Below are 13,268 nucleotides of genomic sequence, written 5' to 3' on the forward strand. Positions count from 1 at the left end.
TGTCTACAAAGTCAACTGTTACGGACTTTTCTTCAATTTTTTTCTAGAAAGAACCTCTAAAGAATGAATTTTTCAGAAGAGTCTCAAGCTAAGCTGAGTGTGACATAATGCAATCAAAAAATTAGGCTGGAAACTGTCTGGCTAAGTACCCAATTGGGGGAGTCATGCTAACAAACTCTTTTTAAGAAAGAGTTACGGACTCGCTGAAATCGAACAGTAATCAGCCACTAGGAGGAGGGTTTTATGATCGTTGTCCATCATCTCAACAACTCGCGATCGCAGCGCGTACTATGGCTGCTCGAAGAATTAGGTATCGAATACGAAATCAAGTACTATGAACGCGATGCTCAGACGATGCTGGCACCAGCGTCGCTGTACCAAATCCATCCACTCGGCAAGTCACCCGTGATCACAGATGCAGACCTGACGATCGCTGAGTCGGGTGCCATTATCGAATATATAGTGGATCGCTACGGCAATGGTCGGTTAGTCCCAGCATCGGGTACACCGGAGCGTCTGCGCTATACGTATTGGCTGCATTACGGCGAAGGTTCTGCAATGCCACCGCTGGTGATGAAGGTAGTTTTCAAACATTTTGGGAAAGGGGACAGCGGCGCTCAAGATGCGTTCATCGCGCCACAGATAAAGCTTCATTTTGACTACGTAGAAGGCGAGCTTCGTAAGAATACGTGGTTTGTAGGCGAAGAATTCACTGCCGCCGATATCCAAATGAGCTTTCCTCTGGAAATGCTCGCCCAGCTTCCCGAACAGGTCGAGAACCGACCAAAGATTAAGGAATTTGTCGAGCGCATCCATGCGCGACCTGCTTATAAACGTGCCCTTGAACGTGGAGGTGCATACGACTTAACCAAATTCTAATAGTTGATTAGCGATGCAGTGACTCTGACCAAGAAAGGGGTGTAGGGGTGTAGGGGTGTAGGGGCTCCCCTTACACCCCTAATTATTGACGCATTTGCAGGCGCTTTTTCATCAATTCAAAGTAGGGTAGGAACATAACCCGTTACTAACTTACTTTCAACTGTGCTACTAGTAGTCATAACCTAGTAGCACAGATGGCAGCACCAATGAGTCCTACTTGTTGATTTAGGACAACATAAACAGGTATATCTTCAAGCAGAGGACGCATCCTACCTTTTTGAGTGAAATTGAGGATGAACCTGTCTTGTTGAATTAAAGGCAATATTTTAGGAGCAATTCCACCAGCAACGTACAAACCACCGTAAGGTAGAAGTTTGAGTGCAATATTACCTGCTTCTGCAGCGTAGGCTTCTACAAATAACTGCATGGTTTGTTCACAAAGGCGATCGCTTTTCTCTAATGCAGCGTTACCAATGACAGCGCCTGGATCAACGCTTTTTTCTTGCCCTCCGACTTCTTGTTCGCATTTTCTTATGATTTGGGCAATTTCTGGTGATTCAGTAGCAATTTTACGGTCTCGTAGAAATTGGTAAATTGCTAGAATTCCCATCCCAGAAACGACTCGTTCTACAGAAACCCGTTGGATATCATGTTTAGAGAGCAGGTATTTCAAAAGTTGAAACTCTAATTCGGTACGGGGGGCAAAGTCAACGTGTCCACCTTCAGAAGCAAAAACTTGATAGCTGTGTCCCTGCTTAATCAAAAATCCTTGTCCCAAACCAGTCCCAGCACCAATAATAGCAATAGGGGCTTCGGGGTTGGGTTTGCCAGCCTGTAAAGTGAGCAAATCTTGATTGTCTAAACCCAAAACACCATAACCAACAGCAGCAAAGTCGTTGATGAGAGAAACTTGAGATATACCTAGTTCTTGTTGTAAACGTTCGCTCTCAAGGAACCAAGCTAAATTAGTCAGCTTCGCGGTATTTTGCACCACCGGTCCTGCAATGGCAAAACACGCTTTTTCTGGAGTTTGTGTGTTAGCTTTGAGCAAGAACTGTTGTACCATCGGCACCAAATCGGGAAAGTCTCCACTGGGGTACCGTTCCTCACAGATGGTGTGTAATGAAGCTTTTTGTGATGCTTCAACCAATCGTAAGATGGTTTTCGTGCCGCCGATGTCTCCTGCCAATAGTAATGTCATGTGAGTTGTTCTTAGTTAAACCGAATTACTTCTTCTACCTGAGTTAAATGCGAGGTATCTCCCTTTAGTTCTAGCAACCACTCTGGGTGTTGACGCACAACTTTTACTAAAGAACATAGGGAAGCCTTCACTTCCGTTCTGGCAATTTCACCTACTAAGCCTATTGTCGCCCCCAATACGGACGCACCATGTCCCACAAAAAGAATATTTTCTGGAGAGAATTCTGTCGTTAGGCATCTGGCAGTTTGTCCCGAGCGTTCCTGCATTTTTTCGTAAGTTTCTGGGTAATTTACTGCGATGCGCGGAGTATAGCTAATATCTATTCTGGGGAATAATTCTGCTAATGCTCGGGTTAAGAGTCGCAGTGGTTCTTCTTTCATCCAGACGGGATTCAGCCATTCGCTTAAGCCTGTTTCTAGTTTTATCGGCAAATCAAGAACTTCTGCCACGGCGTTTGCTGTTTGTACTGTCCGCAGGAAGGGGGAAGCAAAAATATGAGTAATATGTTCTCGCTTGAGGCGATTGGCTAACTGCTGGGCTTGCACCATGCCATCTTCAGAAAGTGGTGGATCGTAGCGTCGTTCTGCTGTGAGAAACCAATCAGGGTTAACAAAGTCGAGACGGTTGGCGTGTCTTGCGATCCAAACAATTTGACTCATGGTATGATTAAATGTTTTTTCTAAAGTAAAGCCTGTGGCTCTATGCATGCAGCCCGTTTAGCATGGGTTATTAGTTAAATAATATTACATAGTCTGTAACTATTCGTAATAGAATAATTCATAGGGTTTTAGTTATGTTACTGGTATACTACAAAATCTGATTTCAGGAAAATTTGTACTACTTTGCTCCTGGTGTTAGTTACGCTATATCTACCCCAGAAAAGGTGTGTTTGCCCAGGTATCTTGACCTAAAAAATAAAATGCCTAGCCGTTTAAGACATATCACGGATTACCTGATCATTTATGTACTAAAGCCCAAAGCGCTTTTCGTCATTGTCTTGACTCTAAATGTCCTGCTCCCTCTTCTGGCAATAGCAGAGTCTCCTCATCAAAAGAACGAGAAGGGAACTGTTGTCCCTATTCTTATCTACCACGAAATTCTTTCTGGCCACCACGGAAATGAGTACAAGCGTCCTGGTGAAACCATTATTTCCTTGAAGAAATTCTCCCAGCAAATGACCTACCTCTATCAACAGGGATACACAACACTGAACATAGAGGAGCTCGTGAACTTTATGAAGGGCAAAAGAGTTATTCCACCAAAGTCGGTCGTCATTACTTTTGATGACGGTTGGAAAAGCCAAATGCTCGCCCTCCCCATTCTACGACAGTATCACTTCAAAGCCTCATTTTGGTTGTTTCCAGGAAGTGGCATTCAAGACCCCTATGGGGACTATCTTTCATGGAGAGAGGTTCGGAAAATTGCCAATGTTCCTGGCTTTGAAATAGGCGCTCACTCAATGACTCATCCCGACGATCCTCGTAGCAACCTCGTCACTTGGGTTGATGGGAAAACCAAAGGTCGATCTGCTCTTAATGCCGAATATGAGATTCGCCAATCTAAAAAAGTGCTTGAAACTAAATTACATCGCTCTATTAAGTATTTTGCTTGGCCACACGGTTGGTATAATAACAAGCTTCTGCAAATGGCAAAAGCAGCGCATTATGAAGCAGTCTTGACTGCAAGCGATGGCGCTAATCGGCAAGGAGACGATGTTTTTCATTCTAAACGCATCTTTGTTGACGGGGCGTGTTCTCTCGAAGACTTCAAGGAAACACTTCACTCGTATAAATACAGAATCTGTCAAACACACGAACCCCCGACGCTAGGTCATTTACCATATGCATCCAAACAAGGGAGTCTGCCGAAACATTGAACGGAGTGTAGGGATATCATTATTACTGGAGTTTAGACTAAACCACGCGATACGCGGAGCGTCAAGCCAAGGGCGTATCGCTACCCGGTCACGCTACGTAGGAATAGGTATAAAAAATTATGGAGATGCCTGCGGTTAAAACAAGCATCCCCCAACGGAAGATGAGAGAAGCACTACCAACTCACATCAACCACTATGGATGTTTTTGCCAGATTAAAGGTCTTCCGTCAAGATGTTTACAACAATTTGTGCCGAGCACACGATGCGACATTTGAACTAACCGATGCTGTAATGCTTACACGCAAAGCTTATTGCCTTGCAGATCTGTCCCAATGCCCAATATTTCGCCGGAAGTGGCCAAGTATCTATGAAGCATTACAGGATACAAGACCTCAACGTCAAAAGTTGATGAAACTCTACATACAACAAATGCCCACATCAGGTCGAATTGTACTAGCAGGAGACCATACAGCTTGGTCAAGACCAAATGCAGTCACACTAAAAGAGCGGACAATGGAACATCACGCTCATTGGTGGGATACCAGCAAACAAGCCAATTACCTCGGGTCAAGGCTATAGTACCATTGCTTGGATACCAGAAAACCAAGGTAGTTGGGCAATGCCATTAAGGCACGAGAGAATTACATCTTGGGAAAGTCCTATCAGTAAAGCGGTGTGGCAACTAAGACAAGTATGTAAGTTCTTGCCATCAAGACCGATTTCTTTGTGGGACAGTGAGTATGGATGCGCCCCATTTGTGTTAAAAACGGCTGGTATAAATGCAGATAAATTAATGCGTTTACGCTCAAACTTATGTTTATGGAGTAAGCCCCCAGTGTATTCGGGTAAGGGAAGACCCCGTGTTCATGGAAGCAAGTTTAAGCTAAACGAACCTGGAACTTGGATTGAGCCAGTTCAAATCCTTGAAATCAATGATTCAAAATTAGGTTTGCTGCGAATTCGCCTGTGGGATGATTTGCATTTTAGAAATGCTGCACAACATGCAATCTCACTGATTTTAGTTGAACGATTAAAAGAAGATGGTTCAATACGGGTGGCGAAACCTTTGTGGTTAGCTTTTTGTGGAGAACAAATGCCACCTATAGATGAAGTCTGGCGACTTTATTTAAGACGTTTTGCTGTTGACGCATTGTCCCCTAAAAAATCAGGCAGCCTTATTACAACGAGTACCCGACTACGCCGACAGATCAATCAAACAAAGGCTGCCTGATTTTTTCACGTGTTAGACCCCGTGAGCATTGGTATCGATTTCTCAAACAACGCCTGCATTGGACACTGCCTAAAATTGCTACACCAAAGCAATGCGAACGGTGGAGTGATCTCATGCCGATAATAACTTGGGAAGTATGGTTAGCTCGTGATATTGTCTCAGATAACCCTTTACCGTGGCAAAAGTCAGTCGATAAGTTGACCCCTGGAAGGGTTGCCCAAGCTATGGGAGGAGTTTTGATGGCGATTGGAACACCAGCATCACCTCCAAAACCTCGGGGAAAATCACCTGGCTGGAAAACCGGGCAGCAACGCCAGCGTAGAATTAACTATCCTGTTGTTAGAAAACGCATTTCTAAGCCTCGCAAACAAACTACTAAGTCGGCTTAGTTCGGGCATTTTTCTGATCTTTAGTCATGATCTCTTTAACCCACCATTGCTGGGTCATTTTCCATGCCTTAGTCTAAACTCCAGTTATTAGACATCTCCAAAAACTAATCTTAAACCCTTGTGCTGTCTGGGTTAATACTTAATTTCTGGAGAGGTCTATTTATTCCTGTCTTTGGTATTTTAGAAACACAACAAGCCGAAAGCGATCACTCTTTAGAACGCTTTTTGGTGGCATTGGAGAGGCTTTTTACATTTGACTTGCTGGAAGATTAGTTAAGATATATCATCAGTTCCCAAAGATACCAAGCAACTCAACTCACAGTCGCCTTGCGCTCTAATTTTCCCCAACCAACTATTTGACCCTTAATCGCAGTGATAATAGACTTAATCGCCACGTAATACATTAACTGTCGGTAGAAGAAGCGCTGCGGTAGTAACCAAACAAGTAACTTCCAATCTTCTTTACGTTCCAGCATAAAGCCAACGAAGGCAGCAAGAAAATCGACAGCCAAAAATAGCACGTAGTACAAGATGACGTGTTCTAGTCCATTGGAGGAATACCCCACAGGTTGCTGATGTTTTTGCCATATAGCCCAAGCTATTGACTCCAGCATCACAAGATCCATCAATGGAGAGATCAGGGGAAAACAGATTTGAAAGACAAATACATTAGGAATCGCAAACAATCCTATTGCACCATAGTTGCGACGAAATAAGGTGTCACGATGTTTCCAAGTTGCTTGTAAAGTACCGAACATCCAGCGAAATCTCTGCTTCACGAAACCGCGTACAGTATCAGGTGCTTCTGTTAGGGCGATCGCATTTTCCTCGTAGTCTATCTTGTAGCCCATCCGCAAAATTGTCAGCGTCAGATCAGCGTCTTCCGCTAGGGTATCGTTAGTATATCCACCTGCTTGTATGATCAGTTCTCGCCGCCATGCACCAATTGCTCCTGGCACAACACAGATACAGTTGAGCAAACCAAAGGCGCGACGTTCCAGATTTTGGCTAGTGATGTATTCCACTGCTTGCCAATAGGTGAGAATATTAATGCGGTTGCCAACTTTGGCATTACCTGCGATCGCTCCCACGTGAGGATCGGCAAAGTGGCGCACCATCTTGCTAATAGCGTTGGGACGCAGGATGGTATCAGCATCTAAACTGACGATAATTTCAGCGTTGCTTTGTCTGATACCATAGTTGATTGCCTGCGCCTTGCCACCATTAGCCTTTGTAAAAATGCGCACACGTGATTCTTGGCCAAAAGCTTCGAGTGCGCACTGGTAAGTACCATCAGTTGAGCCATCATCCACGACAATAATGTTGAAGTTCGGGTAACGGGAGCGTAGCAGTGAATCAATAGTTCTACTAATCACCTTCTCTTCGTTGAAGGCGGGTACCACCACACACACAGAGGGCTGATTATTGGACAAATATTTGAATTGGATGCGACGTCCGCGAGACCACTTGTAGAGAGCTAAAGCGACAACAAACAGCAACCGCATAATCGACAGTCCAATGCCAATGACAAACAGATAGTAGATGAGTGTGTTAAACCAGTTAATCAGGACAAACCCTGTACTGTCAAACTTCGCCATCATCTGTTGGTTCTGAGAAATTGGCGGCATAACTTGAGCTGGTGATAAACCAATGAGATTAGAAACCGTCACCAGTTCAAAGCCGTGAGAGCGCAAGCCTTCAATAATTTGGGGGAGTGCTTCCACAGTTTGAGAGCGATCGCCACCACTGTCATGCAATAAGACGACGTTACCTTCACCACTCACCGCCTGATCAATTGTTTCTTTGACAATCTTGTCCACACCAGGGCGACGCCAATCACTTGGGTCAATTTGCATACCAATAGTGTAGTAACCAAGATTACCAGTGTACTTCAGAGGAGCGACTTGCTCTGGCGTTTCTGGTTCAACATCTTCGGCATAGGGGGGTCGAAACAGCAGCGATCGCAGTCCCAGTTGACCCTCTAAAAGGCGTTCAGTGGCGTTGAGTTCCAACTTCAGCTGCTTGTGAGAAACCAAGGCTATGTTCGGGTGTGTAAAGGTATGATTGCCTATTTCATGACCTTCGCTGATAATTTGCTCTAGCAAATCTGGGTTGCTGTTACCATGCATACCGATAACAAAGAAAGTCGCTGGTGCATGGTAGCGGTGCAGCACATCTAATATATCTGGTGTGTAATCTGGATCAGGTCCATCGTCAAAAGTGAGTGCAATCTTCTTTTTGCTATCTCCCCCCCAACGATTGATCACATAAGGCGATGGATAGGAAATGAGACGTTCACCAATAACTAAACCGGACTTCTGGTCGTATGTAATTTTTCGTTTTCCGTCACGGGGGGTTGCTGTCACCTTCAGTACTTCGCCCCGTCCCTCATAGTCAACATCGAAACCGTAGTGGAGTACTTCTAGCATCTTAGCTGTATTTTTGTCAAGCTGTGTACGCTTGTCAAAAACTTGCCAAATTGAGGGGTCTTCTTGACCTAGTCGCCATAATGCAAATCCTCGTGCACCATCACTTTGTCCTTCTATGAGTTCATTGAAAGCTGTAATCGCATCAAGAAACCAGACGTGATGCAACTGATCTTTATCGTCGTAATAATCATAGGTGACGTTAAGTGCATCTGGGTCAAGCCTAATTTGCCCTTCAGATTCCTGTGCTGTTTTCAGCGCTTCTTGGAAAGAAACCTCTGTACCTGAATGAGTATTCGCTTTCCAGTCATAGCCGTAGCCACCAATAGCAATCACATATTTATCAGGTGGTAACTCAGCGAAGCGCCGCCGCACGTGTTCTGCGTACCACTTCTGGGAAGCCACAGGACCCGCTTCACTGCTGGTCTCGTGTTCGTCGTAAGCCATTAAAATGAGATAATCATTGAACTGGGCTAAGGTGCGGTAGTTAAACTCAGAATCATCCAAAGGCACTGACTGGGAAACTTCCAAGCCAAGGGGATGAAACTGTGCGTACAATTCGCGCATGAAAGCTATCAGGTTTTGCTGGCTGGAAGAGGGGAGATTTTCAAGGTCAATATTGATCCCAGCAAAACCGTTACTGCGGACAAAATTCAGCAGGTTCTGAATAACACGTGTACGCGCCGTCGGCTCATTCAACATTTGTGCAAGCTTATCAGAATTCCAACTTTGAGTTTCGTTATCAAAGTTGTTAATCAGTGGCATGATGGGTAGTTCAGGGCGATGCTTACGTATATAAGTCAGCGCCTTTTTTTGTTTTACTTCATCATCAATAGAAATCGTGCCATCAGCTGTCTTAAGGTGCAGCCATTCAGGCATCAGCTTATCCAGCTTTGAGATATTCTGCTTGAGTGAGGTAAAACTGTTGTCATCCCAGTTAACGTAAAAGCCAATGATCTCAGATTTTTTAGGTTTTGTGACTTGAGTAGAAGCAACTATAGACGATTGTGTATTACTAGTATTACCAGGAGAATTGTTTAACTTTAACTGTGAAGAAAGACCGTCTTGGTGTTGTGAATTTTGTAACTTATGGCGCGAAAAAATTTGATGAACTTGTAGAAGTTTATTTACAGGCGACAAATTTAGTTCTGGCAAATCCGGTTGGATAATCATGCTAGCAATAAAGGCGCTAAACATGATTGTCAGTCCAACAGCTAAGACCTGTACTGTATGTTTGAACCGCCGCCAGCGACGATTATTTGGATCATAAAATACTGGATGATTTAATTTTTTTGACATACGATTTTTCTTGATTTTGAAGTAAGTAATAAAAAGCGCTACAAACTGCTTCTTGTCTGATACTGGAAAGACATTAGTGAAAAAACATAGTGTTTTCTATACACCAACCAAGAAGTTTAATCGGTTTGTGTGGCGGGAGAATGTCAATAAAATGGCAATATTGTGACAAAAAAAACAGTAATGATTAAGTGGATCGACTGCAAAAAACCGAGCCAGCAGGCCACTTACTTCTGCCCTTGAAAACGCTACATCCTACCCGAAGGAAAGCCCTATGGCGCTCCGGCACGCCTTACGGTGAGTAAGCGCGCTGCGGGAGGGTCTCCCTCCGGAGTCACTTCTGTGCGGAGAGAAGTTTGAGCGGAGGTTTCCTCCGTTCGCGCAGCGTCTTTGCAGAAGACTCAAAGCTTCGGGGGGTTCCCCCCGTTGAAGAATGTGGCGTCAGGCGACTGGTGAGACAGCGCTGCAGGAGGGTCTCCCTCCGCTCTGGATCGCTTAGGCGTGGAGGAGATACGCAGTCGCTCCCGAGAGCGGGAAAGCCCTCATTCGGAGTCCTTGTTTCTTCCAGAGGGAAACAAGGACTGTTCGCTGCTCGCTGTCTGAGCGCCCAGAGGGTTTGCCCAACCCTAGGCTCGGTAATTTCTATGAATCTTTATCAGGGATTGAAATCAAGCAAGTCTGAATTTGAGCCACTCCGCCCCACTGCTGAAAATACTTTGCCCCCTGTGTGTTGATTTCTCTAATGGATCTAGGCTTACCGTTTCCTGAGCCAGGAAAGATAGTGTATATTATGTTATTTTTAACGCCACCATTTTTAGGATTTAAGGAAATACCTAGCGCCTTAGCAAGGGCTATTGAACCTTCACCAAACCTATATTCTTCAATATCACCAGCGAAGTACAGACTTGTATCAGCAAAGATAGCAAAGGCAAACTTACCATTGTTTCCGTTGTAAATAACAGCAAAATCTCCGAGTTTAATGTTTGTCTTCTTTAAAAATTCTTCATTATTGTTCTCTGGAAGGACTATATAGGGAATTTCTCTAGAATCAACGTACCGTTTTGGATTGGTTATTTCTTTGGTTTCATCACAAAGCGCTGTGGTAGAGATGTAATAGCCTGGATATGGATCATCAGTTCCTTGAATAATCGGATTGCCATTTGGTATACCTTTATCTGTAACAAGTGCCCACCAATTGCCAGGTTTTCCAGCATGTTTTAAATTATCTATACCGACATCTTGGGGATGGTAAGCGTTCGGTGCGCCATCAGCATCAATTGCCATTCCTGATTTGAAAAAAAATCCAGGTCTATCTACCAATTTCCAAACTGTATACTTACCATGTTCAAAGATTTTTGCTTTATTGACCACATCTTTAGATTCTGCTTTGAGAAATTTTCTACTCACTTTATCACTAAAGTTAATAGAAAATCCAGAAAGAGAAAATAGAGTCATTTGTTTGAGAAAACTTCGTCTTTCCATATAAAATTCTTTATCATAATCTGTAATCGTCAGTTCTATTATCTCTAAACTCAAGAATTAGGGGATCACGGGAGTGAGAGAATAGGGGTGTAGGGGGAATTAATTACGTTTATTCCTGCTTTTTTGTTTATATATTTGCCAAAATGTGTAGAACATAATACCATCGAACACAAGAATTACAGGGAAGCACTCCAGTATAAAACGGGGTTCAGGATTCTCGCGTAGTATTCCTAGAAGCACTGAACGAATGATAATAAACGCAATCAATAGTCCGGTACACGGAAACTGTCGGAATTTCCACATCCCCAATACTGCAATCAAAACTAGTAAGAAATTTAGTAGAGCGTAAGCAACGCTAAAGGAATCTTCAACAGGATCCTCAAATTTCCACCAGTGTAGATCAACATCTAAATATTCTGTACGCGGGCGAAGCCACATATCTGCAATTCGCAGAACAGGAAGATATAAGTAGTATCTCAGGGGTGCTTTTGCAATGCGTGCTTGTGCTAGAGAGGCAAACTGTGCATCTAATTGTGGAGTGAGCAACCTAGTCTGATTCAGTTTACTGAACAGTGCCACAGTTTTCTCACGTTCCGCAGTATTATAAAACTCCGAGTAAGGAAGATCATTTAAATCAACTATTTCACCCAAAGAATCTGCTGAAACTTTCCAGTAAATATCTTCCACCGAAGCAGTATCAACCATCCATGTTTTAGCCCATTGGTAAAAGCCTGTGGGAGCATATTCATCAGGTGCATTCGCATAACGTGGCGCAAGCGGTTGAAATTCATGGAAAACAAACAAATTACGCAATGTCCAGGGCGTTAGCATTGCCAACACCATCGCTACTGTCAGCGCACCAGCAAATATGATATTTTTTTTGTGCCGAAACTGAGCTAGTTTCAAAAGTAAAAAAATACATACTGCCATCAGCAGAATAACACCATCTGGTCTGAGGAACGTCGCCGCACCAATGGCTAGCCCACACATAGCCCACCACTTAGCACCCCAATCTTTGGGTTGCTTCAGTGCTTTGGTTCCTTTCACCGCTAGCCAAAGTGCAAGTGCACTAAAGAAGATAGATAGTGTTTCTGATAATGCTATAGCACAGTAGTTCGCGGTGAATGGACACAACACTGAGACTAAAAATGCCCCAATAGCCGCGCCTTCTCCAAATATTTCCAGTGCGATCGCCCCTACAAGCAAACAGCAACCCAGATCCACCACAGTTTGAATTAGTAGAACTGGCAGATAATGGTCATTTCCAAAGATGGCAAAAATAGCAGCCAGGAATGCAGGGTATCCAGGTAATCTAACATAGGTAGGAATCAATTTATCATCTTCCTGGGTTCCGTAGACACCGGATGTTAACCAAGTTTTAGCAATATCAGCATAAATAACGGTATCGTCATTAGTTGTATGAAACCAGATAACGAAAAATAGTCGTAGTAATAGTCCTGCAAGGCTACCGTAGAGAAATATTCGTCGGTGACTAAGAATAAAAGTTAACATTTAACACCCTTTTGGCATTTTCACGATTTTTGATTTGATGTGAAGCTTTTTACATCTGGTTGACATTATGAATGAGTTTAAGCGTTATATTCCAGATGGATAAAAAGTCTCTCTCGAAATTTTTATTTTCGGAGAGTAACACCAGAGGGTTCTCAACTTCATCAACCCAAATAAGCCTTTTTCACTCGCTCATCAGTGATTAATTCCGATGCTACACCTGATAGGGTCATACAACCAGCTTCTAATACGTAACCACGGTCTGCAATTTGTAAAGCAAGGTTGGCGTTTTGTTCAACTAGAAGAATAGTAACGCCTGTTGCACGCAGATTCTGAATAATACTAAAAATTTCACGAACAATTGTCGGTGCTAAACCTAAGCTAGGCTCATCTAAGAGCAAAAGTTTAGGTTTACTCATTAAAGCACGGGCTATGGCTAACATTTGTTGTTCACCGCCACTGAGAGTTCCTGCAAGTTGACTACGTCTTTGTGCTAAACGCGGGAACATATCAAATTGTTGCTGAATATGATTTCTGATCTCTGTTTGATTAGAGCGAATATAAGCACCCAAAAGTAAATTATCTAAAACTGTTTGGCGAGCTAATATTCTTCTTCCTTCAGGACAGTGGGCAATACCTAATTGTACAACTTCATGAGGTTGTCGGCGGGTAATATTACGTCCGTTGTACATAATTGTGCCGTGGCGAGGATTAATTATTTTGGAGATAGCGCGGAGAGTTGTTGTTTTGCCAGCACCATTAGCACCTATTAGGGTAACTACCTCACCATTGTTCACAAATAAATTAATATTTTGTAGAGCTTCAATGCCCCCATAGTTAACATAAAGAGCTTTTATTTCTAATATCTTTAAAACCTGTTTCTCATTTAATATATCTGTATTCATTTGTTTACATATTATGTAGTTGTCAATTATTAGTTATCAGTTATCAGTTATCTGGTAGGAAACGGACTCGTCCA

At 43.3% G+C, this 13,268-nt stretch carries 12 protein-coding genes; 6 read left to right on the forward strand and 6 right to left on the reverse strand.

The genetic code is table 11. From position 1 onward, the window contains the following. Positions 1-243 precede the first annotated feature (243 nt). A complete protein-coding gene (locus tag AC5JM2_RS29180; RefSeq protein ID WP_495838567.1) occupies positions 244-879 on the forward strand; it encodes a glutathione S-transferase family protein in 636 nt (211 codons plus the stop codon). 175 nt (positions 880-1,054) lie between these two features. On the opposite strand, the gene AC5JM2_RS29185 is transcribed toward AC5JM2_RS29180, so the two are convergent. Beyond that, complete coding sequence (locus AC5JM2_RS29185; protein ID WP_495838569.1) at positions 1,055-2,080, reverse strand: glucokinase; 1,026 nt, start codon at positions 2,078-2,080, stop codon at positions 1,055-1,057. Between the two features lie 11 nt (positions 2,081-2,091). Then, the gene (locus AC5JM2_RS29190; protein WP_495838571.1) at positions 2,092-2,739 is read right to left on the reverse strand and encodes a histidine phosphatase family protein; all 648 of its coding nucleotides are present in this window, start codon (positions 2,737-2,739) and stop codon (positions 2,092-2,094) included. A gap of 260 nt (positions 2,740-2,999) precedes the next feature. On the opposite strand from AC5JM2_RS29190, the gene AC5JM2_RS29195 reads away from it, so the two are divergent. The 5 genes from AC5JM2_RS29195 to AC5JM2_RS29215 all read left to right on the forward strand — a co-directional run bounded on the left by AC5JM2_RS29195 (position 3,000) and on the right by AC5JM2_RS29215 (position 5,849). After that, the gene (locus AC5JM2_RS29195) at positions 3,000-3,956 is read left to right on the forward strand and encodes a polysaccharide deacetylase family protein (RefSeq protein ID WP_495838573.1); all 957 of its coding nucleotides are present in this window, start codon (positions 3,000-3,002) and stop codon (positions 3,954-3,956) included. Between the two features lie 195 nt (positions 3,957-4,151). Then, positions 4,152-4,535, forward strand: coding sequence for a hypothetical protein (locus tag AC5JM2_RS29200; protein WP_495838575.1), 384 nt, complete (start codon positions 4,152-4,154; stop codon positions 4,533-4,535). A gap of 40 nt (positions 4,536-4,575) precedes the next feature. After that, positions 4,576-5,187, forward strand: coding sequence for a transposase (locus tag AC5JM2_RS29205; RefSeq protein ID WP_495838577.1), 612 nt, complete (start codon positions 4,576-4,578; stop codon positions 5,185-5,187). Between the two features lie 113 nt (positions 5,188-5,300). Beyond that, complete coding sequence (locus tag AC5JM2_RS29210) at positions 5,301-5,576, forward strand: hypothetical protein (RefSeq protein ID WP_495838579.1); 276 nt, start codon at positions 5,301-5,303, stop codon at positions 5,574-5,576. 120 nt (positions 5,577-5,696) lie between these two features. After that, positions 5,697-5,849, forward strand: a complete 153-nt coding sequence (locus tag AC5JM2_RS29215) for a hypothetical protein (RefSeq protein WP_495838580.1) — start codon at positions 5,697-5,699, stop codon at positions 5,847-5,849. Between the two features lie 38 nt (positions 5,850-5,887). Here AC5JM2_RS29215 and AC5JM2_RS29220 read toward each other — a convergent pair whose 3' ends face one another. From AC5JM2_RS29220 to AC5JM2_RS29235, 4 genes are all read right to left on the reverse strand, one after another. After that, complete coding sequence (locus AC5JM2_RS29220) at positions 5,888-9,301, reverse strand: trifunctional glycoside hydrolase family 18/polysaccharide deacetylase/glycosyltransferase family 2 protein (RefSeq protein ID WP_495838581.1); 3,414 nt, start codon at positions 9,299-9,301, stop codon at positions 5,888-5,890. Positions 9,302-9,940: 639 nt separating this feature from the next. Then, positions 9,941-10,834 carry a glycoside hydrolase family 75 protein gene (locus tag AC5JM2_RS29225; protein ID WP_495838583.1) on the reverse strand — a complete coding sequence of 298 codons (894 nt, stop codon included), beginning with the start codon at positions 10,832-10,834 and terminating at the stop codon, positions 9,941-9,943. 45 nt (positions 10,835-10,879) lie between these two features. After that, the gene (locus AC5JM2_RS29230) at positions 10,880-12,292 is read right to left on the reverse strand and encodes an ArnT family glycosyltransferase (RefSeq protein ID WP_495838585.1); all 1,413 of its coding nucleotides are present in this window, start codon (positions 12,290-12,292) and stop codon (positions 10,880-10,882) included. A 161-nt stretch (positions 12,293-12,453) separates the two neighbouring features. Next, positions 12,454-13,194, reverse strand: a complete 741-nt coding sequence (locus tag AC5JM2_RS29235; protein WP_495838587.1) for an ABC transporter ATP-binding protein — start codon at positions 13,192-13,194, stop codon at positions 12,454-12,456. Between the last annotated feature and the right edge of the window lie 74 nt (positions 13,195-13,268).

This window comes from Brasilonema angustatum (genome assembly GCF_059505445.1).